The organism is Sphingomonas hylomeconis, assembly GCF_025370105.1.
Classification (GTDB): domain Bacteria; phylum Pseudomonadota; class Alphaproteobacteria; order Sphingomonadales; family Sphingomonadaceae; genus Sphingomonas; species Sphingomonas hylomeconis.
The window spans coordinates 541,710-568,691 of the sequence record NZ_JANQBK010000001.1 but is presented as its reverse complement, the minus strand read 5'-3'; the positions used below and the strand labels follow the sequence as shown (position 1 = coordinate 568,691).

Here is a 26,982-nt window from a genome sequence, read left to right as displayed (position 1 = left end):
GGGATTCCCGCGGTCGCGGGGATAACGGTGGACGGGCAACTAAAACCCCTCGCCGGTATCAAGGTCCTCGAACTCGCGCGAATCCTGGCCGGCCCGTGGTGCGGCCAGCTGCTCGCCGATCTCGGCGCCGAGGTGATCAAGATCGAACGCCCCGGCGCCGGTGACGATACGCGCCACTGGGGCCCGCCGTTCATCACCGGCCCGAACGGCGAGAATCTCGACGCGGCCTATTACCATTCGGCCAATCGCGGCAAGACGAGCCGCGCGGTCGACATCGCCACGCCCGAAGGCCAGGCCGAGATCCGCGCGCTTGCCGCCCAGTCCGACGTGATGATCGAGAATTACAAGGTCGGCGGCCTAGTCAAATACGGGCTCGACCATGCCGCGCTCGCGGCGCTCAACCCGCGCCTGATCACCTGTTCGATCACCGGCTTCGGCCAGACCGGCCCCTATGCGCAGCGCGCCGGCTACGATTTCATCATCCAGGGTATCGGCGGGATCATGTCGCTGACCGGCGAGCCGGACGGCCCGCCGCAGAAATCCGGCATCGCCTATGCCGACATCTTCACCGGCGTCTATGCCGCCGTTGCGATCCTCGCCGCGCTGCGTACCCGCGACCGCGACGGGACCGGCGCGCATATCGACATGGCATTGCTCGACACCCAGGTCGCCGTGCTCGCCAACCAGGCGCTCAACTGGATGGCGAGTGGCACGGTGCCGCACCGCATGGGCAACGGGCATGCCAACCTCGCGCCGTATCAGGCGTTTGCGGCATCGGATGGGGACTTGATCATCGCGGTCGGCAACGACAGCCAGTTCGCCAAGCTCTGCGCGATCCTCGATCTGCCGCTCGCCGACGACGACCGCTTCGCAACCAACCCGGCGCGGGTCCGCAACCGCCTGGCGATGATCCCGCTGCTCAGCACCGCGATCGCCACCTGGCGCAAGGCCGATCTTGCCTGGGCGCTCGACGAGGCGGGCGTTCCCGCTGGCCCGATCAACCGCGTCGACGAGGTCTTCGCCGACGCGCAGGTCGTCGCCCGCGGCCTCGCGATCACGCGCGACGGCATCCCCGGCGTCGCCTCGCCGATCGTCATCGACGGCGTCCGCATGGTCTCCGATACCCCCAGCCCGCCCCGGCCGTGACCGGCAGACGCCGCCCCGACCCCGTCATCCTGAACTTGTTTCAGGATCCGTCGCGCCTCAGGGGCGATCGTCCGAGAGGCGAAATGGATTCTGAATCGAGTTCAGGATGACGGACGAGCAGGCAATCTAAGCAAAACAAAACGACACTCAGGAGAGCCATCATGCCCACCGCCCCGCTCCACGGCATCCGCATCGTCGAGATCGCCGGCATCGGCCCCGGCCCGTTTTGCGGCATGATGCTGGCCGATCATGGCGCGGAGGTGATCCGCATCGAGCGCCCCGGCGACGCCGGCGCGGGTGCCAGGGACCCGCTGCTCCGCTCGCGCCGCACGATCGCGCTTGATCTCAAATCGCCGACGGCGATTGCCGCGGTCAAGCGCATCGTCGCCACCGCCGATGGCCTGATCGAGGGCTTCCGCCCCGGGGTGATGGAGCGGCTGGGCCTGGGGCCGGACGTGCTGCTCGCCGCCAACCCGCGGCTCGTCTACGGCCGGATGACCGGCTGGGGGCAGACCGGCCCGATGGCGCCGCAACCCGGGCATGACATCAACTATATCGCGCAATCGGGCGTGCTGCACGCGCTCGGCGCGGCCGGCGGCAAGCCGCAATTCCCGATCAACCTGGTCGGCGACTTTGGCGGCGGCGGGATGATGCTGGCCTTCGGCATGCTCGCCGCGATCCTCCACGCCAAGGCGAGCGGCGAAGGCCAGGTCGTCGATTGCGCGATGACCGAAGGCTCGTCGGTGCTGATGAGCATGATCTGGGGCTTCCGCGCGATGGGCCGCTGGAGCGATGCGCGCGGCACCAATCTGCTCGATGGCGGCACGCATTTCTACGACACGTACGAAACCGCCGACGGCAAATATGTCTCGATCGGCGCGATCGAACCGCAATTCTATGCCGCGCTGCGCCGCGTGATGGCGCTCGATGGCGACGAATGGGCCGCGCAGTTCGATCCGCGACAATGGCCGGCGCTGAAGGCGCGGCTCGGCGAACAGTTCAAGACCAGGACGCGCAACGAATGGTGCGCCGCGTTCGAAGGCCACGAGGTATGCTTCGCCCCTGTCCTCGGCTTCGACGAGGCCGTCGCCGATCCCCATAATGTCGCGCGCGCCGCCTTTGTCGACGCCGGCGGCGTCACCCAGCCCGCGCCTGCCCCGCGTTACTCCGCCAGCCCGACCGTCGCCCCCGTCATGTCGACCGGGCCGGATGCCACCTTGCTCGGCGAGCTCGGCTTCAGCGACGCGGAAATCGCCGCTTTGCACTGATCCGCCTGTCGTGCGATAATCATACCGACAGTTCAGAAAATTGGAGAGCATCATGGCCACCGCAGTCTTCCGCAACAGCCAGATGAGCGAAGCCGAATGGGAAGCGCGCCAGCAGCTCGCCGCCTGCTATCGCGTCTTCGACATGCTCGGCTGGTCCGAGATGATCTACAACCACATCACCGTGAAGCTCGATGAGGAAGGCGCCTTCCTGATCAACCCGTTCGGGCTGCATTTCAGCGAGGTCACCGCCTCCAGCCTGGTCAAGATCGATATCGACGGCAACAAGCTCGACGACAGCCCCTATCCGGTCAACCGCGCCGGCTTCGTCCAGCACGCGCTGTTTCACCGCCATCTGCCCGATGCGCATTGCATCATGCACACGCACACGACGGCGGGCATGGCGGTCAGCTCGGTCGAGGGCGGGCTGCAGCCGAGCAATTTCTACGCCTGCAATTTCGCCGGCCAGATCGCATACCATGATTTCGAGGGCGTCACCGTGCGCGACGAGGAAGGCGATCGCCTGCTCGCGCATCTCGGCAACAAGCGCGTCATGCTGCTCAAGAATCACGGCATCCTGGTGATGGGCAAGACGCTGCCGGAAGCGTTCATCAAGCATTGGTCGCTGCAGCGCGCCTGCGAGATCCAGGTCGCGACGATGAGCATGGGCCGGCCGCTGCTGGTCGACGAGGCGGTGGTCGCAGTGCACCAGCGCGATCTGCATATGGCGCAGGTGCCGGGCGGCGCCGGCGCGGCCGATTTCGCGGCGATGGTGCGCAAGGTCGACAAGATCGACACCAGCTGGCGCAACTAGCCGCGGCTGGCGCGCGCGCCTCAGGCGACCGTGGCGGCGGCGTCGGCGACCAGCGAGGTCAGCCACGCCTCCGCCTCGGCGGTCGTCGCGAATACCTGGAACGTGTCGCTGACGAACACGCGGCGGATCTGCATGCGCAGCAGCGTGCTGCCCGAGACGATCGCGATGCGACGCGCCTTGACCGGGGATTCGGTCACGATGCGCCGAAACGCGTCGAGAACCTCCTGCCCCTGCGGGCCGCCCCCCGGCGTCTCGATCAGCAGGTCGTACAGGCCGTGTCGGGCAAACGCGTCCCGCGCCACATCCTGCTCCTCACGCCAGAACACGGCCACTTCGGCGCTGTCGAAGAAACCCGACAGGTGGATCCGCACCAGCGGATGGATCGGGTCCGGAACGACGGTATACACGCTTACAACCCCGCCCAATGCGCGGCATCGGCCCGGCCGCCGCCCCGGCCGAGATCCAGCAGCCATCGCTCCGCGGCATCGGCCTGCTCGAAGAAGCGGCACGTATCCCGCGCAATCAACCGGCGGATTTGCATCTTCGCCGGCGATCCGCCCGTGACGAAGGCCAGGCGTTCCGACATCAGGCTCCGGTCGGTGAGCAGCCCGCGAAACGCCTCGACCACTTCCTGGGGCTGGATCTTGCATTCCGAGACGTCGCACAAGGTGAGGTGATGGCCCCTGCCCGACGCCAGCCCGGCATAAGCGCGCGCCAGCGCCGCCGCGAATTCCTGCACGTCGCTGAGCGCGAAGAACCCATCCAGCGTGATCCGCACAAAGGCGGTCTGGGGATCGACGGTAATGCTGTATTTCCCGCTCGAGACCTTTTCCGCCGACGCGTGCACATGACCCACCGCGCCGTCGCGCCCAGGGTCGTTCGAAGACGCCAAGATTTCGGAATGGATCACGACATCGATATCCTCTCGCGCTGCAGCTACGACGCGATATGGCCGCGCTGCGCACATCCGGGCTAGGCGGGTCTCGCTACCAAGATGTTAAAGAACGATTTTGTCGAAAATCGATCCGAAACGACAGCTATCCGCCGGTGGCCGGTTTGTGGGATTGGCTGGACGACGTCCGGTGTCGCAACGCGGCGGAGCAAAGCCTGCTAGGACGGTGCGATGTCGTGACAAATCCGGCGGCGCTGCTGTATGCCCGGTCGGGGCCGCGAACGACGATATCCGCAAAACAACAGAAGGCGACGAGTGCCACATGAAGACGGTTATTCTGGCGGGCGGGCTCGGTAGCCGCATTGGCGAAGAAACCACGATCAGGCCCAAGCCGATGATCGAGATCGGCGGCATGCCGATCCTGTGGCACATCATGAAGATCTATGCCGCCGCCGATATCAGCGAATTCATCGTCTGCCTCGGCTACAAGGGCTATGTGATCAAGGAATTCTTCGCGAATTACTTCATGCACACGTCCGACGTCACGGTGGACCTGGCAAACAATAGCATCGAAATCCATCGCTCGCGCAGCGAGCCCTGGCGCATCACGCTGGTCGATACCGGCGCGGATACGATGACCGGCGGACGGCTGGGGGCGATCCGGCCGTACCTCACCGAGGGCGAACCGTTCTGCTTCACCTATGGCGATGGCGTCGCCGATATCGACATCGCCGCGCTGATCGCGTTCCACAAGGCGCATGGGCGGCGCGCGACGATCACCTCGGTCGCGCCGCCGGGCCGGTTCGGCGCGCTGAAGATCAATGGCGATCGCGTCATCGGCTTTCGCGAGAAACCGGTCGGCGATGGCGGGCAGATCAACGGCGGCTTCTTCGTTGCCGATCCCAGCGTGCTGGATCTGATCCAGGGCCCGGAGACGGTCTGGGAAGCCGAACCGCTCGAGGCGCTCGCGAAGAGCGGCGATCTTGCCGCCTATCGCCACACCGGCTTCTGGCAGCCGATGGATACGTTGCGCGACAAGATCCTGCTGGAAGACTTGTGGAACAGCGGCGCGGCGCCGTGGAAATGCTGGTGACCCCGCCCGTACAGCGCCTGAACGACTGGACCGGCCGACGCGTCTTTCTCACCGGCCATACCGGCTTCAAGGGCAGCTGGCTTGCCTTGTGGCTGCACCAATTGGGGGCCGAGGTAACCGGCTTCGCCCTGCCGCCCCCGACCGATCCCAGCCTGTTCGACGCCGCCGGCATCGGCGAGCTCGTCCATCATGTCGAAGGCGACATTCGCGATCTCGCCGCGGTCCGGGCGGCGATGGCGGCGGCACGCCCGGAAATCATCTTCCATCTCGCCGCCCAGCCATTGGTGCGGCTTTCCTATGACGAGCCGGTCGAGACCTATGCCACCAACGTGATGGGGACGGTACACGTGCTGGAAGCGGCGCGGCAGATCGGCGGGGTCAAGGCGGCGGTCTGCATCACCACCGACAAATGCTATGAAAACCGCGAATGGGTCTGGCCCTACCGCGAGACCGATCCGATGGGCGGCCACGATCCCTATAGCAGCAGCAAAGGCGCTGCCGAACTCGTCATCTCGGCCTATCGCCGCTCGTTCTTCGAACAGGGACCCGCCCTCGCCTCGGTCCGCGCCGGCAACGTGATCGGCGGCGGCGACTGGGCGGCAGACCGGCTGATCCCCGATCTGGTCCGCGCGTTCGAGCAGGGTGTGGCACCAGCGATCCGCGCGCCGGACGCCGTGCGCCCGTGGCAGCATGTGCTGGAAGCGCTGGGCGGCTATCTGATGATTGCCGATCGGCTGATTGCCGGCGACCGGACAATCGCCGATGCGTGGAACTTCGGCCCGGCGGACGAGGATGCGCGCCCCGTGTCGTGGATCGTCGCGCGGCTGCAAGCGGCCTGGGGCAACGCGACCGATCCGGTGCCGTTCACCGGCGCGGTGCCGCACGAGGCCGGGCTGCTGCGGCTGGATTGCTCGAAAGCGCGCGCGCTGCTCGGCTGGCGTCCGTCGCTGCCGCTACCCGACGCGCTCGACTGGATCGTCGACTGGCACCGGACGGTCGGCGCCGGCGGCGACGCGCGGGCCATCACGCTGCACCAGATCGCCGAATATCGCGCTCGCGCCGGCCTGTGACACCGGCCCGTCAGCGCTGCGCCACTGTGATCATGTTGCCCAGTTTAAGCCCGATCGCGGTAGTCGGCAGCGGCACCTTGCTGATGTCGAGCCCGACCGTATAGGCGGCCTGCTGCGCCATGAACGCGATCGGGAAATAGTTCTTGCTGCGCTCCACCGTCACCGTGCTGTACCCGACGCGTCTGGCCAGATCGGTGATCGAGTCCGGATTGAACAATTGCGGATGCTGCAGGCAGAAGGGTGGCCATTTGCGGCGCATCGCGGTGCGCAGCACGGACGCCTCGTTGTGCGTCACGATCACCAGCCGCCCGCCCGGCTTGAGCTTGCGGCGGATGTTCTTGAGCGAGGCGAGCGGATCGAGCAGGTGATCGAGCACATGGACCATCACCGCCAGCCCGACCGACCCGTCCGGCACCGGCGACAGATCGTCCATGTCGGTGATGATGTCGTGCGGCCTGCCGCCGGTCGCTGCGGCCAAGGGCGCGTGAACCAGCCGGTTGGGCTCGACCAGCCAGAAATGATCGAACGAGCCCTGCTCTGCGGCAAGGCGGACGATGAAGCCGATATCGGGGCCGATCTCGAGATAGCCGCCGTCCAGCGGCCCCTCCTGCTTGGCAATATCCCAATAGCCACGCTGGGTCGCGTCCAGCGCGTCGGTCGGCACCAGTTCCATGTTCGGCGCCATCGCCGAATACAGCTCCCCGAGCTGCGGCCCGGTGAAGAATGTCGGCGCGAACAGCAAGCCGCAGGACGGGCATCGCGCGTAGGAAAAGAACACCTTTTCCTTGAACAGACCGCTCCAATACGGCCGCAAGGCGTCCAGCGTCATGGCTTCCGCGCGCTGTTCGCTATGCATCTCCTCCTTGGGACGATCTGCCCCACAGGCCGGGCAGCCGCGGTGCTGGAACAGCTCACTCATCGATTTTCTCGCGTGATTTGAATGTTATGCGACTATGCCAGAACCAGCTGCTGGCCATCAAGACGAGCGAGAAACCGACCTGCGCGATGATCGGCGGGATGCCCGCCGCTTCCACCAGCACCGGCAGCGCGATCCAGTTCGCCGCATAGTGAAACAGATAGAAGCTGGCGAACCGGCCGAACTCGCCAATGATCCCCGCCTGCGTGCGGAACACGCCAAGCTTGTAGACGGCGAATGCAAAAGACAGGCTCAGCAGCTGGGCGATCGCCAGCGCCAGCAGATAATGCCGATTGAGCGCCGCGAAGGACAGGAGCAGGACGGGGTAGATCGACAGGCCGAAGGCGGTGTTGACGCCGGCTGCGACGAGGAAGCGCACCTGCTTCTCGTGGCGCGCCAGCAGCGCGGGCAGCCGCCTCATCGTGCCAGCCCCCATCGCCCTGTCATTCCTCGATCAGATCGATCAGCATATTGTCACGCAGTTCCTCGCGGCTGAGGAAGGGTGACAGGTCCTCCAGCGCCGGCGAAGTGATGCGCCCGTCGGGATGCTGCTTGGCGCTGAGCTTGGGCGCGAACGCGACATGCTCGTCGATGATGATCTCGCACAGCACCGGCCCCTCGGTCGCCAGCGCGGCGGCGATCGTCGCGGCCAGGTCTTCGTGCCGTGCGGCGCGCAGATAGCTGAAGCCGAACGCCTGCGAAACCTTGCCGAAATCGGGGAAGGTCACGTTGCTCTTCGGCCCCCCGCCGACCTCGACGCCATTGAAGAAGTTGCGGTGCGTCTGGAAGATCGAGACATAGCCGTTATTGTTGAGCAGGAAGATCTTCACCGGGATGCGATAGCCGGCGATCGTCTGCAGCTCTTGGATGTTCATCATGATGCTGCCGTCGCCGGCGATGCAGATCACGCGCTTGTCGAACCCGCGCGCCGCCGCCACGCCGATCGCTGCGGGCAGATCATAGCCCATCGTCGCGCAGCCCGAATTGGTCCACAGCCGCTGGCCCTGTTTCAGCGTCGCGGTCTGGAAGCTGACCACGCAGGCGCTGCCATTGCCGGTGACCACGACATCGTCCTGGTCGAGCGCCTGGAACAGCGTGTCCATCGCGACATAGGGGTGCACCACCTGGTTGTGCTGATATTCGGGCAGCAGCACCGGGAAGCGCCGGCCGCGCTCCAGCGACCAATCGAGCCACGCGCGCTGGTCGGCGCTCGGCCCGTCATAATCCTGCGCCAGCAATGCCGGGATCAGATCCTTGAGATCGGCGACCACCGGCATGTCGGGCGTCACGGTCGGCTTCTGCAGTTCGAGCGGATCGATATCGACCCACACCTTGTACGCCGCGCGCGCGAACGTCGCCCAATTGTAACTGACCTGCCGGATGTTCAGGCGGCTGCCGAGCACCAGCAGGAAATCGGAACTCTGCGTGACGAGATTGCCGGGCCGGTCGCCGATCGTGCCGGGACGGCCGCAATAGAGCGGGTGATCGTTCCAGATCACGTCATGCGCGTTCCACGCGGTGACCACGGGAATGCCGAGCTTTTCGACGAGGTCGATGAACTGCGCATGGGCGCCGCTGAGCCGCACGCCACCGCCGGCGAACACCACCGGGCGCTTCGCCTGCCTCAGTTTGGCGATGATCGCCGCGGCCGCCGCGTGGAGATCGGTCGCTTTCCACGGTTCGTCCAGCTCGGCCGGATCGAAGCCAGGCAGCAGATCGTCGGGATCGATCTGCGCTGCCTGCACGTCGAGCGGGATATCCAGCCACACTGGCCCGGGCCGCCCGCTCGTCGCGAGATAGATCGCCTTTTCGAGATGATAGCGGATCGAGCGCGGATCGGTGACCATCGTCGCATATTTGGTGATCGGCCGGACAAGCTCTTCGATATCGAGCTCCTGATCGCCATATTGGCGCAGCGCCAGCCCGGTCGAGCGCACCGTCGTCTCGATCTTCACCTGCCCCGAAATCACCAGCATGCCGATCGAATCGACGAATGCGCCATAGACGCCGGTGATCGCATTGGTCCCGCCCGGGCCGGACGTGACGTTGACCACCGCCAGCCGGTTGGTCAGCCGGTAATAGGCCTCCGCCGCCATCGCCAGCGCCTGTTCGTGATGCGTGAACACGGTCTGCAGCCGGGGATCGGTGCCGAACGAATGGTTGAGATGCATCGCGCCGCCACCGGTCAGCATGAAGACATGCTGGATGCCGTGCTCGACCAGCTGCTCGGTGACCCAGGCGCTCAATTTCATTCTGGTCATGGCTTCCATCCGTTCCAATAGGCGGTGCGGCGGATAGCCTCATCGAGGTCCACCGTCGACCGTACCGCAAGCTCGCGCCGGATCCGGGCGGTCGAAGGCACATAGCGCCCCGGATTCCAGCCCGGATCGGGACGGCCCAATATCTCGAAGCCACCGGGATTGCCCAGCACGCGCGACACGCGCTCGGCCAATGCGGCGATCGACACCGCCTCTTCCGATCCGACATTGTACACCGCGCCATCGGCCGCCGTCAGCAGGATCTTCCACAGCCAGGCGGCAAGATCGCCGGCATAGAGATAGGAGCGCACCGCCGTCCCCGCCCCTTCCACCCGGATCGTCTGCCCGGCCAGCGCATCGCGGATGAAATTGCCGGCGGCGAAATGGATGTCGAGCGACAGCAACGGCCCGAGCAGGGCGAAGATCCGCGCACTGACGAACGGCAGCCCGAACTGCTTGGCATAGATCGCGCACAGCATCTCCGCCGCGCGCTTGCCCTCGGCATAGGCGGCGCGCGGGTCGAGCGGATCGGGCCCGCCGCGCCAATCCTCGCCGACCTCGGCAACGTCCCACGGCTGCGCGCCATAGACCGCGCCGGAGCTGAGGAAGAAGAAGCGGCCGGCGCCGCTCGCCACGGTGAAATCGAGCGCGCGGCGCGTGCCGGTGACGACGGTATCGAACATCGCCCGGGGATTGTTGAGATTGAGATCGGCACTGGCGTCGGTCGCGGCGTGGATCACATGGCTGTAGCGCGTCCCATCGGCCTCGAGCGCATCGATCGTGCCGGCGACGAGCGTCAGCGCGGGCCAGGCGGCGAGCTGCGGCACGCGCGCGGCGAACGCCGCGGGATCGCGGCTGAGCACGGTGACGTGAATGCCGAGCCCGAGCCGCCGGTCGGCATCGCGCAGCGCTTCCAGCATCCAGCGACCGATAAAACCCGTGCCGCCGGTCATGAAGATCCGCGCACCGGCGAGCCGCGCCCAGTCGGGCGCGAGCGCCGCGTAGATGGCGGCGAGATCGTCGTCGAACGTCCAGCTCATGCCGCAGCTGCCCCGGGTCGGATCGGCTCAGGTGCCGCAGCCGGCGCAATTACCATCGACATTGGACCGGCATTTTGCGCGGCGCAGATCGGACGGGCCCGAAGGCTCATGCACGCCCGTCGAGATGCAGGCGATTGACCGCGCGGGATGCCGGCAGCGCGCGCTCGTCGGGAAAGTTCACCCGCTCCCGCTCGATCACCAGCGGCATGTTGCGCGAGCGCTCGACCAGCAGGCGCATCTGATCGGCCATCAGCCCGATGAACAGCAGCAGAGTCGAGAACATGCCGAGGATCACCGTCACCGAGATCATCAGCGGCGTATAGCCGACGAAGAACATGCGCACGACGGTGGCGATGCCAAGCAGGATCGTGAACAGGCCGATATAGATCGACAGGACCAGCGGCAGCCGCAGCAAGGATTTGGCCGATCCGGCCAGGCCGGACAGCGCGAAGTTGAGCAAGGACCAGTAATTGTTGCTCGTCGTGCCGCCCGCACGCAGCGGCCGATCGAACGGGATCAGCGCGACGCGATAGCCGCTTTCCACCGCCATGCCGCGGAAGAACGGTTCGGGCTCGTTCCACGATGCCAGCATGTCGACCACTTCGCGGTCGTACAGGCCGAAGCCGGTAGCCCCCGGGATCACCGGGTAATCGGCGAAGCGCTGCAGGAAGCTGTAGCCGCCGCGCCGCGCCAGCCCGAGCATCGGCGATACCTTTTCCTTGCGCCGCTGGCCCATCACGATCTGCGCGCCGGCGCGCCATTGCCGGATCATCTCGCCGATCAGCGCCGGCGGATCCTGGAAATCGCAGCACAGCGCGATCACTGCCGCGCCCTCTGCCTGATAAATGGCGTGGGTCGGCGATCGCATCTGGCCGTAATTGCGGTTGTTGAAGATCGCGCGCACGCGACCGTCGCGGGCGCAAATCTCGCGCAGCCGCTCGCGCGTAAGGTCGGTCGAGGCATTGTCGATGAAGATGATCTCGTGTGAGGACGCATGGCGCTCCGCCTCGGCGGTCACCGCCTCGTACATCGCAACGACATTATCCTCCTCGTTGTAGCACGGAATGGCGAACGAGATTTCGATCGGCGGCACGGGATGCGCCCTGTCGCTCCGCGCAGCGTGGATCGGCTCGCCTATGTACGTCATGCCATGGCTCCGGCCGGGGATGAGGCGACCGACGCGATGCGCGGCGCAGGATTGACCCGATATTCAGCCAGCATCGCCTGGAACGCGCGCCGGATCATCGCATCGCTGGCGGCGTCGCGCGGCAGCAGCAGCCGCTCGACCGCGCCGGCCGCCGTCACCACGATCACCGCGAACGTCTCGCGGCTGTGCTTCTTGTCGGATTGAAACGCGTCCATCAGCGCATCGACACTGGCCGAGGACAGCGCCGCCGGCAGATCGTCGACCGCCCGCAGCAGATCGCCGATATGCGCGCGGAAGCGCGCGATCTGCGGCACGGCGGCATAGTCCCGGCCCAGCGCGCGCCCCAGGTCGAGCGCGGCGATCATGCCCAGGCCGACGGCGATGCCGTGGCTCACCGCAAAGCCGCTCGCCGCCTCGATCGCATGGCCGAACGTATGCCCGAAATTGAGCACGAGCCGTTCGCCCTGATCGAATTCGTCGATCTCGATGAACCATTTCTTGGCGCGCAGGCTGCGTTCGATCACCGGCACCAGCGCGACATCGGCGCTGTCGACCGCCGGTGCTTCCGCCGCATAGCCATCGAACTGGTCGAGCCCGCGGCACAGGCAGATCTTGGCCGCCTCGCACAGGCCGGCGGCCTTCTGTTCGGCCGACAGCGTGGCGATGAAATGCGGATCGATCAGCACCTCGATCGGCGGATGGAAGGTGCCGACGATATTCTTGTAGGCGCCGACATTGATCGACGACTTTCCGCCGATACAGCTGTCGGTCATGCTAAGCAGCGTCGTCGGCACGTAGATCCAGTCGATCCCGCGCATGTAGATCGAGGCGACGAACGCGGCGATATCCTGCACCACCCCGCCGCCGACCGCGACCAGGGTGGTGCCGCGCGTCGCGCGACGCTCGCGCAACTGGACGACGATGTCGGTCATGCGATCCAGCGTCTTGGCCGGTTCGTCGGCGACGATCACGATCGGATCGATGCCGGCATCCAGCAGCGGCTGCTTAAGGCGCGCATCGACGATGAACACATGCTCGCCCGGCCGGGCGACCAGGTCGCGCATCAGCCCCGGCGCGATCGCCACGCCGTAATTGCCGGTCGATGCCGCGATATCGAAGCGGATTGCGGGTTCAGACCAGGATGGCATTGCTCATTCCCAAATCCACCGTGATCGATTGCCCGGTGATGCTGCCGTTCGCCGCCGAGCACAGGAACAGGATCGCCTCGGCGACCGTCGCCATGTCGGCCAGCCGCCCGGCGCTGGTCCGCACCGCGATCCCCTCGATCTGCGCGGGTGACAGATTGGCGCGCGCCATCGGCGTATCGATCACCCCGGGCAGCACCGCGTTGATCAGATGCCCGGCGGGGCCGAGATCGACGCTGGCCGCGCGCACCAGCCCGCCGATCGCCGCCTTGGTCATCGTGTAAGACAGTTTGTCGCCCCTAGCGCGCTCCTGCCAGATCGAACTCAGCACCACCAGCCGCGCACCGCCCGCGCGCAACAGCGATCGATCGAGCAAGGCGGCCAGCGCCACCAGCACGGTCAGGCAATTTGCGCGGTACAAGTCGAGATGGCGCTCCATATCGAACGCCGCGGGCGAATCCGCCATATTGGCGCCCTGCGCCCAGCACACCGCATCGAACGGCGCCTGCCCATCCAGCGCCTGCCCGTCGGTATCGTCGAGCGGATCGTAGCGCAGCCATTCCATCCCCGCGCGATCGGCCGGCGCCGCGGCGCGCGATACGGCGACGACCGTCCAGCCGCGTTCCAGCGCGCGCGCGGCCACGTTGCCGCCGATCGCGCCCGACGCACCAAACAACAGCAGACGTCCTGGCCCCGTCACGGTCAGCTCAGACCGGCTCGGGGGCCGCGGCCGCCAGGGTCGCCAGACGCGCTTCCATCATGTCGATGCGCACCGCATCCTCCTGCGCGATGCGGCTGTAATAATCGCGCTTGTTCGCCAGCCATGCCAGTTCGAAATCGACCGCATTGGCGATCCCGGCCTCGATCGCACCGGCGGCGAGCGCAGCCCCGTCGAACACGACCTTGCGCGTCTCGAAACGATCGAGCCGGACCGCGCGGCATGCCTCGAGCGCGGGAACCGCGTCGATCGAGACGGCGCCGCCGACGACCAGCTCCAGATCGGCATCGACGCACGCCCGCGCGACCTGCAGCACCGCTTCGGTGATCGCGCCGTCGTTGATCGCCGTGCGCGGCAGCCCGCGCGACAAGGTGAAATCGACGCGGCCGAAGACGATGCCATCGACGCCGGCCTTGGCGATCGGCATCATCTCGTCGAGATTGCGTAACGTGGTTTCGGTTTCGACGTTGAACAGGAATTCTGTCCGTTGCTTGGCCGATCCGTGCGTCTTGTTCTTGGCAGCGACGAACTTGGTTAAGGCATAGGCTGTCTCGACCATCGGCGCGATCACGTAATCGACGCCGTAAACGGAGGTCGACAGCAGATCCGATACCGCCTCGCACCCGCCGATCTTCAACGCCACCTTAAGATCCGCGCGCTGCGCAAGTTCAAGCAGGCGGTGGAACTCGTCGGGACGCGTGCCTTCGGCTTCGAATTCTGCCTTCACCGCAACGACGCCATACTGATCCCGCCCCTTTTTCAACAGGTCGAGCATCTTTCGTTCAGTCGTATTCACAGGAACCCCTCAGTTTGCTGTCGCCATTGCCACGATGTCTTGAAGTCGCCGCGCCGGGAAACCAACCGAGTGGCTCATGCCGCAACAGGCTATCAAAGGCAAAAACTCTTCTCATCTCTGCACGTTGCTATATTTCACTTCTGTAACATTCATCCCGAGGACTTGGGCAGCGCAAGCTAGTCTTGCAGAATAGGAACAGATCTGGGGCGGCCGGTGGCTCCAGGTCCGGCAACGAGCAAGACGACCCGACGCGCCCGGCGCGGTCGGCGGAACGCCGTCCGGCGCCGCTGTACCGCGTCGCACCGCGGATTGAAATCGCCGGACCGGCGTCATTTCGGCCGGCACGCGGTCATGGTGAGCTGGCCGCCGCCGAAATCCCGGCAGTCGTAGCCGGCATCATAGTGCGCGATACGCGGCCGGCGGTCGTCCGGCAGGCTGTCATTAGCGGTCCAAAGGATGACGCTGCCGGGCGTCGCCCGCGCGAGCACCGCGCGATTGGGATCCTGCGCCGGCGTGGCGCGGGCGACGACCACCGTCAGCGGCCGCCCGCCGCGGCGCAGGAAGAAGCCGCCCACCGCATCGAGCGCGGCGTCAGGCGTCAGTGCCCCGATCGGCCCGTCCCAGAACATTACCAGCCGCGTCGGCCGGCGTTCGGCAAGCCAGGCGGAGGGCCGTTCGAGGTTGAACAAATGGCGCGCATCGCGGTCCGGCTGGGTCAGCATCGCCAGGACGAGTCCTGCCGCGGTCGACAGCAGCACCGCCACCACGATGATCACCATCCGCGCATCGCGCACCGCCATCCACCGCGCCCATAGCGCCAGGCCGAACAGCAGCGACGGCATGGCCGGGGTGACATAGCGCGGCGCGAAGCCGGGCCGCACCAGCATGAACGCGACGATCAGCGCCAGGCTGGCCGTGCCGCACAGGCCGAGCACGGTTTCCGGGCTCCACGCGCCCCGTCCGCCATCGCGCCGCCCAGCATGGCGCGCGAACGTGCCGATCACCACCGCAAGGACGATCAGCGCGCCGAGCGGTACGCCGAGCAGCATGGCGGGAATGGCGGTCAGCGCGGTGCGCAGCGGATCGGGATAGACCGGATCGGCGGGCATCGTGATCGCCAGCACCAGCGGCAGGTGGACATAGGCCCAGCCGATCAGCGGCAGCAGCAGTAGCAGTGCGGGCCAGGTCGCCACGGCGCGGCGCCGGTGGCAGGCAAGATAGGCAAGACCCTGAACCAGGCACGGCACCGCGCCCCAATAGTGCGTCAGGATCAACAGCACCGACACCGCTACCCAGCCGCTCGCCCGGGCGATGCCCGGCGCGGCGAGCAACCGGACGAACAGGATCGCCTGCACCACGCCCAGCATGAACAATTGCGGATAGGGCCGCGCTTCCCCGGCCAGGGCGAACATCGGCACCCATAGCAGCGCGAACACCGCCCACCACAAACGGAGGTCGCGATCGGCAGCGCCTTTCCACAGGATCAGCAAGGGTGCCGCGATCGACAGGATCAGGCTGGGCACGCGCAGCGCCATGTCGCTCGATCCGGCGAGCTTCACCCACAGCCATAACGGCATGTAGAATGCCGGGCCGGTCATCTCGTTGAGGCACCAATGCAGCAGCGCGGCAGCGCTCGGCTGCGTCGCGATCACCGCACTGAACGTTTCGTCGAACCACAACGGCGCCTGCCAGCCATAGGTGATCCGCCCGGTCACGCCCAGGATCAGCGCCGCCACGACGAGCGGCGCACGCCAGCCGACCCGGGTCGGCAACGCCGCCCGCGCCGTGACCGGCGCCGCACCGGCACCGCCATACCTTCCGTCATGATTGGTGGCTGGCATCCCGGCTCCCGCGTCGCACAAGCCGGTGTCGCACGAACTTGGTTAGCAAAGGCTAAACCATCTGCGCTGCACTTCATCGCTATCCATTTTGATCATCGCGCAGTCGGTCGATCATCGCAGACGGCACGAACCTCGTGCGACAGCCGGCCGTGTAACGAGTCTGCAGATGTTGCCATATGTTGCGAGCTTGTTCTCGCACCGGACAGATAAGATGCGGCGGGAACAGCGCTACGCAACTTGTCGACGCGGCGCGATGATGTTGAAAATTTACCGGCTCAATGGTCGACACTGCGCAACTACAGATTATATAGCTGTCACGGGAGTGCAACGTCGGAAACGGCGGCGCCCTTGGGTCAATAGGAGCTACCATGTCTGACGATACAACACTCGACGCTGTCGAACTTGCCACTGAACTCACCATCGCGTGGCTGAGCAACCAGAACAACCGCGTTTCGGCCGAAGATGTGCCGGCGTTCCTGCGCACGATGCATGCAACGGTCAGCGAGCTTTCCGGTGCCGGTGCCGCTACGGATTCCGCCAGCGAAGAAACGCCGCCGGAGCAGGAATATATTCCTGCGGTCACGGCGCGCAAATCGCTGGCTTCCAAGGATCACATCATCTCGATGATCGATGGCAAGCCTTACAAGACGTTGCGCCGGCATTTGTCCACGCACGGCATGACGCCCGAGCAATATCGCGAACGCTACAATCTCAAGGCCGACTATCCTATGGTCGCCGAAACCTATTCCGAACAGCGCCGCGCGATGGCGCACCGCATCGGGCTGGGTCAGAAGGGCCGCGCGGCGCGCGCCGCATCGTCCGAAGCCGCCGCGGCGACCGACAAGCCGAAGCGCGGCCGTCGCCCGGCCACGGCAGCCGAATAACCAACCCTGCCGCGCGGTCCCGGTCGGGGCCGCGCGGTTGCTAGACGGTGAAGCTTTCGCCGCAGCCGCACGCGCCCTTGGCGTTGGGGTTCTGGAACACGAAGCCGGCGGCGAAATCGTCTTCCACCCAGTCCATCGTGCTGCCGATCAGATACAAGATCGAGCCGCCATCGACGAACAGCGTGCCGCCCGGTGTGTCGATGCGCTCGTCGAACGGCTTCGCCTCAGTAACGTAATCAACCGAATAGGCCAGGCCCGAGCAACCCCGGCGCGGCGTCGACAGCTTGACGCCGACCGCATCGGCCGGCGCGCGACCCATCAGTTCGGCAATCCGCGCGTGCGCCGAGGGCGTGAGGTTGAGCGCCGCAGGGCGCGGGCGAGCAATCGTGGCCATCACAGCATCCCCAGTTCGAGCTTGGCATCGTCGCTCATCTTTTGCGGGTCCCAGGCGGGATCCCAGACCAGATTGACCTCGGACGAACCGATCCCCGGCACCGCGCCGACGCGCAGTTCGACTTCCATCGGCATCGATTCCGCGACCGGGCAGTTCGGCGTGGTCAGCGTCATCGTCACCACCGCATGGCCGTCGGCCGTCACGTCGACGCCGTAGATCAGCCCGAGATCGTAGATGTTCACCGGAATTTCCGGGTCGTAGATTTCCTTCAGCGCATCGACCACCGCTTCGTACAGCACGCCGCCGGGTTCGCCCGGCGTGTCGCCGGCCGGCTTCTGTGCCAGGAACCCTTCGAGATAATCGCGCTTGCGCTCGGCCGGTGCGGCAAAGGGATCCGGCACGTCGACGCGCGCGCGCGGCGGCGCGTCGACCGCGCTGACTTCCTCGATGGCAATGCTGCGTTCTTCGTTCATGCGAAGATCCTCGTTACTCGTTCGATACCCGCGACCAGCGCATCCACGTCGCTGGCCGAATTATACACGCCGAAGCTGGCGCGCGCCGTTGCGTCGACGCCCAGCACCTGCATCAGCGGCTGTGCGCAATGATGCCCGGCGCGGATCGCGACCTGCGCTTCGTCCAAGATGGTGCCGATGTCGTGCGGATGCACCCCCTTGATGCTGAACGAAACGATCCCGGCGCTGTCTTCCGGCCCGAACAGCGTGACCGAATTGATTTGGCCGAGCGCCGCGCGCGTCCGGGCGACCAACGCGGTTTCGTGCGCGTGGATCGCATCGAGACCGATGCTTTCGACATAATCGATCGCCGCATGCAGACCGAGCACGCCGACGATGTGCGGCGTACCCGCCTCGAAGCGCCCCGGCGGCGGGGCATAGGTGGTTTTTGCGAAGCTGACGCGGTCGATCATCGCGCCGCCGCCCTGGTACGGCGGCATTACGTCGAGCAATTCTCCCCTGCCCCACAGCACGCCGATCCCGGTCGGGCCATAGAGCTTGTGGCCCGAAAAGACGTAGAAGTCGCAATCGAGCGCCGCCACGTCGACCGCCATCCGCGGCACCGCCTGGCAGCCATCGAGCAGGATCTTCGCGCCAACGCTATGCGCGATATCAGCGGCGCGGCGGCCGTCGAGCACCGAGCCGAGCACGTTGGAGACATGCGCCAGCGCGACCAGCTTGTGCTGCGGCGTGATCATTGCCTGCATCGCATCGAGATCGATGCAATGGTCGGCGGTCAGCGGGATCACGTCGATCTCGGCGCCGACGCGCTCGGCAACCATCTGCCACGGCACGATGTTGCTGTGATGCTCGAGCTCGGAGAGCAGGATACGGTCGCCCGCCTTGAGCTGCGTCCCCGCCCAGCTGTGTGCGACGAGGTTGATCCCCTCGGTCGCGCCGCGGACGAAGACGATCTCGTTTTCCGAACCGGCGCCCAGGAACGTCGCCACCTTGCGACGCGCCGCCTCATAGGCCAGCGTCATGTCGGCCGACCGCTGATATACGCCGCGATGCACCGTGGCGTAATCGGTAGCATAGCCGCGCGTGATCGCGTCGATCACGGCTTGCGGTTTCTGCGCGGTGGCGGCGGTGTCGAGATACGCCCAGCCGTACGGGATTGCTGGGAAATCGCCGACATGGTCGAGCGGACGAGTCTCCCCTCCCGCGTGCGGGAGGGTTTGGGGGAGGGCCTGTTGCAGGAATTCGACGTCAGCCATTAGACAGGCCCTCCCCCAGCCCCTCCCGCAGGCGGGAGGGGAGCGAGCATCCGCTCCAGCGCCGCCTGCGCCGCCGCCTCTACCGCCGCGCGCTCGGCCTCATCCTCGATCCCCTCGAACACCGACCCGATGAACGCGCGCAGCAGCATCGCCTTGGCCTCGGCCGGCGCGATCCCGCGCGACGCGAGATAGAACAGCGCATTCGCATCCAACTCGCCGACCGTTGCGCCATGCGCGCACTTCACGTCGTCTGCGAAGATCTCGAGCTCCGGCTTGGCGTTGGCGGTCGCGGTGCGGCTGAGCAGCATCGCCTTCACCGACTGCGACGCATCGGTCTTCTGCGCATGCCGTGCGACAGCGACCTTGCCGAGATACGAGCCGGTCGCGCGACCGGCGAGCACCGAGCGCACGACCTGGTTCGACGTGGCGTTGGGTTCGATATGGTTGAGCACCGTGACGATCTCGAGCGTCTGCTCGTCGCCACCGAGGATCGCGCCGCCTAGCTCGAAATGCGCGCCTTCGTGGCAGGTGACGTCGATCGTCACGCGGCCAAGCGTTCCGCCCACGTTGAGCACGTGAAACGTCGCGGTCGCCCCGGCGCGCAGGATCACGCGGTAATCGCGGATCGCCACGGCATCGGTCGCGACGTCCTGCACGATGACGCGCGACACGTGGGTACCCGCGGGGACGTCGATGATCTCTGCCGCCGGCACGGGCCAGACGGAAGCGACAGCCTCCAGATCGCTGTAGCGCCAGCTTTCGTCGCGGCGCGTGGGGAGTTTCATAACCTCAGCCACAAAAAGCTCCGTCATCCTGAACTCGTTTCAGGATCCATCCCTCCACAAACTCGGCCAGCCGTGGCGGCACGATGGATGCTGAACCAAGTTCAGCATGACGGATTTGGGGCAAGGTCACGCCATCACCCCGGCATAGCCTTCGCTCTCCAGCTCGAGCGCGAGCGCCGCGCCGCCGCTGCGGATGATCCGCCCGCCGGCGAGCACGTGGACGAAATCCGGCTTCACGTAATCGAGCAGCCGCTGGTAATGCGTGATCAGGATCACCGCCTTGTCGGGCGCGCGCATGATGCGGTTGATGCCGTCGCCGACGACGCGCAGCGCATCGATGTCGAGCCCGCTGTCCGTCTCGTCGAGGATCGCCAGCTTGGGATTGATGATGCCCATCTGCACCATCTCGTTGCGCTTCTTCTCGCCCCCCGAGAAGCCGACGTTCACCGGTCGTTTGAGCATCTCCTGATCCATGCTCAGCGCATCGGCCTGCCCGCGCGCGAGCTTGAGGAACTCGGCGCCTGACAGCGGCTTCTCGTCGCGCCCGCGGCGCTGCGCATTCAAGGCTTCGCGCAGGAACTGCACGTTCGACACGCCCGGAATCTCGACCGGGTATTGGAAGCCGAGGAACAGGCCAGCGGCGGCGCGCTCGTGCGGGGCCATCTCGAGCAGGTCCTGCCCGTCGAACTCAACCGCGCCACCGGTGACCTCATAACCGGGCCGCCCGCCGAGCACATAGCCGAGCGTCGACTTGCCCGCGCCGTTCGGGCCCATGATCGCATGGACCTCGCCCGCATTGACGCTGAGCGACAGGCCCTTGAGGATTTCCTTGCCGTCGATTTCGGCGTGAAGGTCGGTGATTTTCAGCATCAGGTTCTCAATTCGATTTCAGTCAGACGATCAACAAATCCACCGTCACCCTGAACTTGTTTCAGGGTCCATTCCTCCCCTTGGAAGGACGGGACGTGTTGCACGATGGATGCTGAAACAAGTTCAGCATGACGGCGAATAGTGGGACGGCCGTTCGCCATTACCCCACCGAGCCCTCGAGGCTGATGCCCAGCAACTTCTGCGCCTCGACCGCAAACTCCATCGGCAGCTGCTGCAGCACTTCCTTGGCGAAGCCGTTGACGATCAACGCCACCGCCGCCTCCTGGTCGAGCCCGCGCTGCATCGCGTAGAACATCTGGTCGTCGGAGATCTTCGAGGTCGTCGCCTCATGCTCGATCTGCGCCGACGGGTTGCGCACCTCGATATACGGCACGGTATGCGCGCCGCACTGGTCGCCGAGCAACAGCGAATCGCACTGGGTGAAGTTGCGCACGCCCTCCGCGGTCGGCGCCACGCGCACCAGCCCGCGATAGGTGTTGTCCGAGCGCCCCGCCGAAATGCCCTTCGATACGATGGTGGAGCGCGAGCCCTTGCCGAGATGGATCATCTTGGTGCCGGTATCGGCCTGCTGGCGATTGTTGGTCACCGCGACCGAATAGAATTCGCCGACGCTGTTCTCGCCCGCGAGCACGCAGCTGGGATATTTCCAGGTGATCGCGCTGCCGGTTTCGACCTGCGTCCACGACACCTTCGAATTTTTGCCCTGGCAGAGCGCGCGCTTGGTGACGAAATTGTAGATCCCGCCCTTGCCGTTCTCGTCGCCGGGATACCAGTTCTGCACGGTAGAATATTTGATCTCGGCATCGTCCAAAGCGACGAGCTCGACCACCGCCGCATGCAGCTGGTTCTCGTCCCGCATCGGCGCGGTGCAGCCCTCGAGATAGGAGACGTACGCGCCCTTGTCGGCAACGATCAGCGTGCGCTCGAACTGGCCGGTATTCTCGGCATTGATACGGAAATAGGTCGACAGCTCCATCGGGCAGCGCACGCCCTCGGGGATGTAGACGAAGGTTCCGTCGCTGAAGACCGCGCAGTTGAGCGTCGCGAAATAATTGTCGTGCTGCGGCACGACCTTGCCGAGCCACTTGCGGACGAGATCGGGATATTCCTTGATCGCCTCGGAGATCGACCGGAAGATTACCCCCGCGGCCTCCAGCTCCTTGCGGAAGGTGGTCGCGACCGAGACGCTGTCGAACACCGCATCGACCGCGACACGGCGCTTGGGGTTGCCCTCGGCATCGAGCTCCTCGACCCCGGCGAGCATCTTCTGCTCCTCGATCGGGATGCCGAGCTTCTCATAGACGCGCAGGATCTCGGGATCGACCTCGTCGAGCGAGCCGAGCTTGGGCTTGGCCTTGGGCTCGGCGTAATAATAGGCGTCCTGATAGTCGATCGGATCCATCTGGAGCTTGGCCCAGTCGGGCGCCTCCATCGTCAGCCACAGGCGGAATGCCTTGAGCCGCCAGTCGAGCATCCAGGCAGGCTCGCCCTTCTTGGCGGAGATGAAGCGGACGGTATCCTCGCTCAGCCCCTTGGGGGCGAAGTCCTGCTCGATGTCCGAATGGAAGCCCCATTCGTACGTCTTGCTGACGGCTTCATAAGCTTCGGCGTTCTTGGTGGCCATTATACTAGTGCCTTCATCGTTTCCCCGCGCACGCGGGGATCCTGCGTTCCGGACGCCGCGCCAGCGGCGCCTGCGCTCCCGCCGTCGCGGGAAAGTGATGGGATGGATGCCAACGTCGCCAGCGAGATGCCGTCGAGCGCGCCGCGCACCGCCCCGTTGACCATGCCCCAATGCGGCTTGACGCGGCAGTCGCCCTCGAGCGCACAGTCATGCGTGCTGGCCTCGACGCAGCTGGTCAGCGCGATCGGCCCCTCGATCGCCTCAATGATATCGGCAAGGCTGATCGCCGCCGCCGGCCGCGCCAGCCGGAACCCGCCGCCGGTGCCGCGCGCGCTTTCGATCAGTCCCGCCGCGGAGAGCCGACTGACCAGCTTCTGCACCGTGGGCAGCGGCACGCCGGTTTCCTCGGCAAGCAAGGTCGCATTGAGCCGCGCCGCCCCGCCGCAGCGGCGCGCGGCGGCGGCCATCATCACGACGGCATAATCGGCAAGGCTCGACAGGCGCATAGTTGCGAAGCGTTCTCAAATCGGACTGAATTGTTCCGATTGCCTATTTGGGGATGAGCCCGGTTTAGTCAACCACCTTCGGCGGGCGCGCCGCCCGTCAGGTCTCGCTGATCAGCGGGCTGACGCGGCCGCCCAGCGCCGTGCGCTGCGCGATCGTCAGCTGCTGCAACGCGCCCGGATCGGCGCGGATCTGCCGCGGGGTCAGGCCGGTGAACTGCTTCACCTCGCGGATCAGGTGCGACTGATCGTAGAAACCGCGATCGATCACGTCGTCGAGCCGATCGTCCGAGCTGTGCAGTGCGACGGCCGCGCGCAACGCGCGATATTTGCGCGCCAGCAATTTGGGGGGCGCGCCGTAGAGCATGTTGCACTTGCGCTCGACCTGCCGCCGCGACAGGCCTGTCTCGGCAACGAGATGCGCGATATCGGGCGACGGCGCGCCGGACAGCCAGCGGTCGACCTGCTGCACGAAGCCGCACGCCGCGCCGTCGCCACGCTGCAGCAAATCACGGACCAGCGGCTCGGCAATTCTCAGGCACGTCGCCAAGTCCGGCGCTTTCGCCAAGGCCGCGGTCGCCTTGCGCATCCGCCCTGCCCCGAACAGCAGATTGGCATCGAGCGTGCGGTTGAGCACGGTCGATGCGTCGCGGCCGATCATCGCCGCCCAGCCGAGCGGGGTCAGCCCCATGCCGAAGACGCGCACCGGGCCTGGCGCGGAAACGCTGCTCGGTCCGCTGGTCGGCCCGATGACATGGGCGTCGGGCGGCGACTGCGCCGTCCCGTCGACGAAGCGATAGGTGTGACCACCAGGCGTCAGACGGAACCGAAATTGTGCGCGATCCGCGCGCTCGACATCCTCGAACAACGGCGTATCGGCGACGAAGAGATAGAATAACGAGATATAATCGCCAAGATCGCTCGGCGGGATTGCATAGTCCAGCTTAATATCCGCCAAGGAAAACGCCCCCGTTTCCGTTCCTTATCGCACTAGCTATACATAATCAGCGCAAAAGAAAAGCGGCCCGCGCGGCAAGCCGCACGGGCCGTTAGGGGAAGAACCCCCCTGTTGAGGAAGGATTCCTTGGGTCGCAATGCGGCTTTAGAGCCAAACCGATGCGGTTGTATTGGACGAAATCGCCACGAGCGGCGGGGTCGTGCTGCTTTGACCGCACGCCGGAGGAATGCCATGGGCGCGTCATGCTGTTTCCCCTCCTCCGCCCGGCGCTGTTCGCGCTCGATGCCGAACGCGCACACGGCCTGACGATCACCGCTTTGGCCGCCTGGGGCGGGCGCGGGCGCGGACCGGTCGACGCGCCGATATTGCGCAGTTCGGTCGCCGGGCTCGATTTCGCCAACCCGGTCGGGCTGGCCGCCGGCGTCGACAAGGACGGGCGCGCGATCGACGGCTTTTTCGGGCTCGGCTTCGGCAGCGTCGAGATCGGCACGCTGACCCCACTGGCCCAGCCCGGCAACGCCAAGCCGCGCATCTTCCGCCTGCCGCAGGACCGCGCGATCATCAATCGCCTGGGCTTCAACAATGGCGGTATCGACGCCGCGCTGCCGCGCGCCGCCGCGGCGGCACGCGCCGGACGGCTGGGGATCAATGTCGGTGCCAACAAGGACGCGAGTGACCGCGTGCGCGATTACGCCACCGGCGTGGAAAAGGCGGCGGCGATCGCCGATTACGTGACGATCAATATCTCCAGCCCCAACACGCCGGGCCTGCGCGATCTGCAGCATGGCGCCGCGCTGACCGAATTGCTCGCCGCGGCCGATGCCGCGCGGCGCATCGGCGACAAGCGCCCGCCGCTGTTCCTCAAGGTCGCGCCGGACCTCAATGCGCGCGAAATCGACGGCATTGCCCGCGCCGCGCTCGACCAGGGCGTCGATGCGCTGATCGTCAGCAACACCACGCTGTCGCGGCCGTCGCTCAGATCGTCCAACGCCAAGGAGCCCGGCGGCCTGTCGGGCGCGCCGCTCGCCGCGCTGGCGCGCACGCGGCTGGCCAATTTCCGCACCGCGACCGGCGCGGCGCTGCCGCTGATCTCGGTCGGCGGGATCGACAGCGCGGACGAGGCCTATGCCCGGATCCGCGCCGGCGCGAGCCTGGTCCAGCTCTATTCGGCGCTGGTGTTCGAGGGACCGGGGCTCGCGCGGCGTATCGCGCAAGGTCTGGCGGAACGACTGAAGCGCGACGGCTTCGCTTCGGTCGGCGACGCTGTCGGCACCGCCTAGCGGCGGGCCGCCGGCGCCGGTTCGACCAGGAAGCGCCCCTCGCGGCGCGGATCGTAGCCGCCGTCGATCACGCCACCCCGCACGATCACGCCCTGCAGCCCCGAATCCTCGCCCTGCCCCGGCTTCAGGCTCACGCCCAGCGCTGCCAGCCCGGCCAGCACTTGCGGCGTGAACTTGGTCACCTCGCCCTGGAACGCCCCGCCGCGCGCGACGAGATTGGGCAGCGCAATCGCCTGCTGCATCGGCAGCCGCCAGTCGACCGCGCCGACCATCGACTTGCCGACATAAGCGAGGATCGAATTGCCCCCCGCCGAGCCCAGTGCCCCGGCGAAGCGGCGATCGGCATCGAGCAGGATCAGCGGCGTCATCGACGAGCGCGGGCGCTTGCCCGGTGCCACCGCATTGGCCGCCGGCCGTCCGGCGGCATCGCGCGGGCTGAACGAGAAATCGGTCAGCTGGTTGTTGAGGAAGAAGCCGTCGACCATCCGCCCCGAGCCGAAGATCGATTCGACCGTGGTGGTCATCGACACGACATTGCCCTGCGCATCGCCGATCACGAAATGCGACGTGCCGATCGGCTCCAGCGTCCGGTCCAGCGCGACCTTGGGTGCGCCCGCCGGTACGCCCGCGGCCGGCGCCGCGCCGGCGCGCGCCCCGATCAGCGTCGCGCGCCCGTCGACATAGGCCGGGTCGAGCAGCCCCGCGACCGGCACCGACACGAACGCCGGATCGCCGACATAACGATCGCGATCGGCGTACATCAGCCGGCTTGCCTCGGCGAACGTGAACCAGGCCTGCGGATCGCCGGGGCCGCGCGTCGAAATGTCAGTGCGCTCGAGCAGCATCAGCAGTTGCAGCATGCCGACTCCGCTCGCCGGCGGCGGCGGCGCGCAGACGACATAGACGCGGTAGCGCCCGCACAATGCCTCGCGCTCGATCGGGCGATAGCCTGCGAGATCGGCCAGCGTCATGCTGCTCGGATGCGCGCCCTGCCCGACCCGCGCGACGATCCGCCGCGCCGTCTCGCCCTTGTACAGCGCGTCCGGCCCCTGCGCCGCCAGCCGCGCGAGGAACGCGGCATAGGCCGGGTTGCGCAGCCGATCGCCGGCCTGCAGCAGCCCCCCGCCGGGCCGCGCGAAATAGGCCAGCACGTCGGGCGCATTGCTCTCGGGAAAGGCTCCGCTGGCGAGGAACCGGCCCAGCCGCGGCGAGACGATGAAGCCGTCGCGCGCGGTGCGGGCGGCATCGCCGAACAGCGTGCGCCACGCCAGCTTGCCGTGCCGCTGGTGCGCCAGCGCGAGCATCCGCACCGCGCCGAGCACGCCGGTCGAGCGGCCGCTCAGCACCGCCTCACCGAACGGCAGCGGGCGACCCGAATCGTCGAGGAACATGTCGGGCGTCGCGCCCGCCGGCGCCGTCTCGCGCCCGTCGAAGATGGTCACGCGCCTGGTCGCCGCATCGTAATAGGTCATGAAACCGCCACCGCCGATGCCCGAGCTCTGCGGCTCGACCAGCGACAGCATCGCCTGCATCGCAATCGTCGCGTCGACCGCGCTGCCGCCGCGCCGCAGCACCGCCATCGCCGCCTCGCTCGCCAGCGGGTTGGCGGCAACGGCGAAGATCTGGCCCTTGGCCGGCGCGGCTACGGTGGTGGGGGCGGTGTCGCGCAGCGGGGCGGTGGCGCAGGCGGCCAGCGCGAACGAGGCGCTGGCGACCAGCAGGTTTCGGATCAGCTTCAAGTTTACGCTCCAACGATCACAGGCCCCGCGCGTACCGGGTCGCGGCGGGGGCGT

27 protein-coding genes are annotated in these 26,982 nt (G+C 66.6%); 7 read left to right on the top strand and 20 right to left on the bottom strand.

Annotation, left to right across the window (positions count from 1 at the left end; all coding sequences use genetic code 11):
* The first annotated feature begins 27 nt into the window (after positions 1-27).
* The 3 genes from NV401_RS02795 to NV401_RS02785 all read left to right on the top strand — a co-directional run bounded on the left by NV401_RS02795 (position 28) and on the right by NV401_RS02785 (position 3,225).
* Positions 28-1,146, top strand: a complete 1,119-nt coding sequence (locus NV401_RS02795) for a CaiB/BaiF CoA transferase family protein (RefSeq protein ID WP_261292848.1) — start codon at positions 28-30, stop codon at positions 1,144-1,146.
* Between the two features lie 161 nt (positions 1,147-1,307).
* Positions 1,308-2,414 carry a CaiB/BaiF CoA transferase family protein gene (locus NV401_RS02790; RefSeq protein ID WP_261292847.1) on the top strand — a complete coding sequence of 369 codons (1,107 nt, stop codon included), beginning with the start codon at positions 1,308-1,310 and terminating at the stop codon, positions 2,412-2,414.
* Between the two features lie 52 nt (positions 2,415-2,466).
* Positions 2,467-3,225, top strand: a complete 759-nt coding sequence (locus NV401_RS02785) for a class II aldolase/adducin family protein (protein ID WP_261292846.1) — start codon at positions 2,467-2,469, stop codon at positions 3,223-3,225.
* Positions 3,226-3,245: 20 nt separating this feature from the next.
* Here NV401_RS02785 and NV401_RS02780 read toward each other — a convergent pair whose 3' ends face one another.
* Positions 3,246-3,632: a SpoIIAA family protein gene (locus NV401_RS02780; RefSeq protein WP_261292845.1), complete on the bottom strand. Its 387-nt coding sequence runs from the start codon at positions 3,630-3,632 to the stop codon at positions 3,246-3,248.
* Between the two features lie 2 nt (positions 3,633-3,634).
* Positions 3,635-4,135 (bottom strand): hypothetical protein, encoded by a 501-nt coding sequence (locus NV401_RS02775; protein WP_261292844.1) that lies wholly within the window; start codon positions 4,133-4,135, stop codon positions 3,635-3,637.
* Between the two features lie 304 nt (positions 4,136-4,439).
* Between NV401_RS02775 and rfbF the strand changes: the two genes are divergently transcribed.
* Together rfbF and rfbG are read left to right on the top strand one after the other, a co-directional pair.
* Positions 4,440-5,210: a glucose-1-phosphate cytidylyltransferase gene (rfbF, locus tag NV401_RS02770; protein WP_261292843.1), complete on the top strand. Its 771-nt coding sequence runs from the start codon at positions 4,440-4,442 to the stop codon at positions 5,208-5,210.
* A complete protein-coding gene (gene rfbG / locus NV401_RS02765; protein ID WP_261292842.1) occupies positions 5,207-6,280 on the top strand; it encodes a CDP-glucose 4,6-dehydratase in 1,074 nt (357 codons plus the stop codon). The genes rfbF and rfbG overlap by 4 nt, the downstream gene beginning before the upstream one ends.
* Before the next feature lie 10 nt (positions 6,281-6,290).
* Here rfbG and NV401_RS02760 read toward each other — a convergent pair whose 3' ends face one another.
* From NV401_RS02760 to NV401_RS02720, 9 genes are all read right to left on the bottom strand, one after another.
* Positions 6,291-7,199, bottom strand: coding sequence for a class I SAM-dependent methyltransferase (locus NV401_RS02760; RefSeq protein WP_261292841.1), 909 nt, complete (start codon positions 7,197-7,199; stop codon positions 6,291-6,293).
* Complete coding sequence (locus NV401_RS02755; RefSeq protein ID WP_261292840.1) at positions 7,192-7,617, bottom strand: GtrA family protein; 426 nt, start codon at positions 7,615-7,617, stop codon at positions 7,192-7,194. Before NV401_RS02755 ends, NV401_RS02760 begins: the two co-directional genes overlap by 8 nt.
* 22 nt (positions 7,618-7,639) lie before the next feature.
* Positions 7,640-9,457 (bottom strand): thiamine pyrophosphate-binding protein, encoded by a 1,818-nt coding sequence (locus tag NV401_RS02750; RefSeq protein WP_261292839.1) that lies wholly within the window; start codon positions 9,455-9,457, stop codon positions 7,640-7,642.
* Positions 9,454-10,494, bottom strand: a complete 1,041-nt coding sequence (locus tag NV401_RS02745; protein ID WP_261292838.1) for an NAD-dependent epimerase/dehydratase family protein — start codon at positions 10,492-10,494, stop codon at positions 9,454-9,456. Before NV401_RS02745 ends, NV401_RS02750 begins: the two co-directional genes overlap by 4 nt.
* Before the next feature lie 106 nt (positions 10,495-10,600).
* Positions 10,601-11,641: a glycosyltransferase family 2 protein gene (locus NV401_RS02740; protein ID WP_261292837.1), complete on the bottom strand. Its 1,041-nt coding sequence runs from the start codon at positions 11,639-11,641 to the stop codon at positions 10,601-10,603.
* Positions 11,638-12,789 (bottom strand): 3-dehydroquinate synthase, encoded by a 1,152-nt coding sequence (locus NV401_RS02735; protein ID WP_261292836.1) that lies wholly within the window; start codon positions 12,787-12,789, stop codon positions 11,638-11,640. Before NV401_RS02735 ends, NV401_RS02740 begins: the two co-directional genes overlap by 4 nt.
* Positions 12,773-13,462: an SDR family NAD(P)-dependent oxidoreductase gene (locus NV401_RS02730; protein ID WP_261292835.1), complete on the bottom strand. Its 690-nt coding sequence runs from the start codon at positions 13,460-13,462 to the stop codon at positions 12,773-12,775. Before NV401_RS02730 ends, NV401_RS02735 begins: the two co-directional genes overlap by 17 nt.
* Positions 13,463-13,493: 31 nt before the next feature.
* Positions 13,494-14,279 carry an HpcH/HpaI aldolase/citrate lyase family protein gene (locus NV401_RS02725; protein WP_261292834.1) on the bottom strand — a complete coding sequence of 262 codons (786 nt, stop codon included), beginning with the start codon at positions 14,277-14,279 and terminating at the stop codon, positions 13,494-13,496.
* A 350-nt stretch (positions 14,280-14,629) separates the two neighbouring features.
* Complete coding sequence (locus NV401_RS02720; protein ID WP_261292833.1) at positions 14,630-16,141, bottom strand: hypothetical protein; 1,512 nt, start codon at positions 16,139-16,141, stop codon at positions 14,630-14,632.
* Positions 16,142-16,509: 368 nt separating this feature from the next.
* Here NV401_RS02720 and NV401_RS02715 point away from each other — a divergent pair, with 368 nt between their 5' ends.
* On the top strand, positions 16,510-17,025 hold the full coding sequence (locus NV401_RS02715) for a MucR family transcriptional regulator (protein WP_261292832.1): 516 nt from the start codon (positions 16,510-16,512) through the stop codon (positions 17,023-17,025).
* 40 nt (positions 17,026-17,065) lie between these two features.
* On the opposite strand, the gene NV401_RS02710 is transcribed toward NV401_RS02715, so the two are convergent.
* The 8 genes from NV401_RS02710 to NV401_RS02675 all read right to left on the bottom strand — a co-directional run bounded on the left by NV401_RS02710 (position 17,066) and on the right by NV401_RS02675 (position 23,909).
* Complete coding sequence (locus tag NV401_RS02710) at positions 17,066-17,419, bottom strand: HesB/IscA family protein (protein ID WP_261292831.1); 354 nt, start codon at positions 17,417-17,419, stop codon at positions 17,066-17,068.
* Positions 17,419-17,892, bottom strand: coding sequence for an SUF system Fe-S cluster assembly protein (locus tag NV401_RS02705; RefSeq protein ID WP_261292830.1), 474 nt, complete (start codon positions 17,890-17,892; stop codon positions 17,419-17,421). The genes NV401_RS02710 and NV401_RS02705 overlap by 1 nt, the downstream gene beginning before the upstream one ends.
* Positions 17,889-19,148: a cysteine desulfurase gene (locus NV401_RS02700; protein WP_261292829.1), complete on the bottom strand. Its 1,260-nt coding sequence runs from the start codon at positions 19,146-19,148 to the stop codon at positions 17,889-17,891. The genes NV401_RS02705 and NV401_RS02700 overlap by 4 nt, the downstream gene beginning before the upstream one ends.
* Positions 19,148-19,933 (bottom strand): SufD family Fe-S cluster assembly protein, encoded by a 786-nt coding sequence (locus tag NV401_RS02695; protein ID WP_261292828.1) that lies wholly within the window; start codon positions 19,931-19,933, stop codon positions 19,148-19,150. The genes NV401_RS02700 and NV401_RS02695 overlap by 1 nt, the downstream gene beginning before the upstream one ends.
* A gap of 126 nt (positions 19,934-20,059) precedes the next feature.
* Positions 20,060-20,803: a Fe-S cluster assembly ATPase SufC gene (gene sufC / locus NV401_RS02690; protein ID WP_261292827.1), complete on the bottom strand. Its 744-nt coding sequence runs from the start codon at positions 20,801-20,803 to the stop codon at positions 20,060-20,062.
* Positions 20,804-20,963: 160 nt separating this feature from the next.
* Complete coding sequence (gene sufB, locus NV401_RS02685) at positions 20,964-22,448, bottom strand: Fe-S cluster assembly protein SufB (protein ID WP_261292826.1); 1,485 nt, start codon at positions 22,446-22,448, stop codon at positions 20,964-20,966.
* Complete coding sequence (locus NV401_RS02680) at positions 22,448-22,954, bottom strand: SUF system Fe-S cluster assembly regulator (protein ID WP_261292825.1); 507 nt, start codon at positions 22,952-22,954, stop codon at positions 22,448-22,450. The genes sufB and NV401_RS02680 overlap by 1 nt, the downstream gene beginning before the upstream one ends.
* Positions 22,955-23,051: 97 nt before the next feature.
* Complete coding sequence (locus NV401_RS02675; RefSeq protein ID WP_261292824.1) at positions 23,052-23,909, bottom strand: AraC family transcriptional regulator; 858 nt, start codon at positions 23,907-23,909, stop codon at positions 23,052-23,054.
* A gap of 242 nt (positions 23,910-24,151) precedes the next feature.
* Here NV401_RS02675 and NV401_RS02670 point away from each other — a divergent pair, with 242 nt between their 5' ends.
* Positions 24,152-25,189: a quinone-dependent dihydroorotate dehydrogenase gene (locus tag NV401_RS02670; protein WP_261292823.1), complete on the top strand. Its 1,038-nt coding sequence runs from the start codon at positions 24,152-24,154 to the stop codon at positions 25,187-25,189.
* Here NV401_RS02670 and NV401_RS02665 read toward each other — a convergent pair.
* Positions 25,186-26,928 carry a gamma-glutamyltransferase family protein gene (locus NV401_RS02665; protein ID WP_261292822.1) on the bottom strand — a complete coding sequence of 581 codons (1,743 nt, stop codon included), beginning with the start codon at positions 26,926-26,928 and terminating at the stop codon, positions 25,186-25,188. The two genes, NV401_RS02670 and NV401_RS02665, sit on opposite strands and share 4 nt — an antisense overlap.
* Positions 26,929-26,982 lie beyond the last annotated feature (54 nt).

Coding starts and splice junctions, on each gene's coding strand:
- NV401_RS02790 (WP_261292847.1), top strand. CDS start 1,308: ATGCCCACCGCCCCGCTCCACGGCATCCGCATCGTCGAGATCGCCGGC.
- NV401_RS02785 (WP_261292846.1), top strand. CDS start 2,467: ATGGCCACCGCAGTCTTCCGCAACAGCCAGATGAGCGAAGCCGAATGG.
- rfbF (WP_261292843.1), top strand. CDS start 4,440: ATGAAGACGGTTATTCTGGCGGGCGGGCTCGGTAGCCGCATTGGCGAA.
- NV401_RS02760 (WP_261292841.1), bottom strand. CDS start 7,199: ATGAGTGAGCTGTTCCAGCACCGCGGCTGCCCGGCCTGTGGGGCAGAT.
- NV401_RS02755 (WP_261292840.1), bottom strand. CDS start 7,617: ATGAGGCGGCTGCCCGCGCTGCTGGCGCGCCACGAGAAGCAGGTGCGC.
- NV401_RS02750 (WP_261292839.1), bottom strand. CDS start 9,457: ATGACCAGAATGAAATTGAGCGCCTGGGTCACCGAGCAGCTGGTCGAG.
- NV401_RS02745 (WP_261292838.1), bottom strand. CDS start 10,494: ATGAGCTGGACGTTCGACGACGATCTCGCCGCCATCTACGCGGCGCTC.
- NV401_RS02740 (WP_261292837.1), bottom strand. CDS start 11,641: ATGACGTACATAGGCGAGCCGATCCACGCTGCGCGGAGCGACAGGGCG.
- NV401_RS02735 (WP_261292836.1), bottom strand. CDS start 12,789: ATGCCATCCTGGTCTGAACCCGCAATCCGCTTCGATATCGCGGCATCG.
- NV401_RS02725 (WP_261292834.1), bottom strand. CDS start 14,279: ATGCTCGACCTGTTGAAAAAGGGGCGGGATCAGTATGGCGTCGTTGCG.
- NV401_RS02720 (WP_261292833.1), bottom strand. CDS start 16,141: ATGCCAGCCACCAATCATGACGGAAGGTATGGCGGTGCCGGTGCGGCG.
- NV401_RS02715 (WP_261292832.1), top strand. CDS start 16,510: ATGTCTGACGATACAACACTCGACGCTGTCGAACTTGCCACTGAACTC.
- NV401_RS02710 (WP_261292831.1), bottom strand. CDS start 17,419: ATGGCCACGATTGCTCGCCCGCGCCCTGCGGCGCTCAACCTCACGCCC.
- NV401_RS02705 (WP_261292830.1), bottom strand. CDS start 17,892: ATGAACGAAGAACGCAGCATTGCCATCGAGGAAGTCAGCGCGGTCGAC.
- NV401_RS02700 (WP_261292829.1), bottom strand. CDS start 19,148: ATGGCTGACGTCGAATTCCTGCAACAGGCCCTCCCCCAAACCCTCCCG.
- NV401_RS02695 (WP_261292828.1), bottom strand. CDS start 19,933: ATGAAACTCCCCACGCGCCGCGACGAAAGCTGGCGCTACAGCGATCTG.
- sufC (WP_261292827.1), bottom strand. CDS start 20,803: ATGCTGAAAATCACCGACCTTCACGCCGAAATCGACGGCAAGGAAATC.
- sufB (WP_261292826.1), bottom strand. CDS start 22,448: ATGGCCACCAAGAACGCCGAAGCTTATGAAGCCGTCAGCAAGACGTAC.
- NV401_RS02680 (WP_261292825.1), bottom strand. CDS start 22,954: ATGCGCCTGTCGAGCCTTGCCGATTATGCCGTCGTGATGATGGCCGCC.
- NV401_RS02670 (WP_261292823.1), top strand. CDS start 24,152: ATGCTGTTTCCCCTCCTCCGCCCGGCGCTGTTCGCGCTCGATGCCGAA.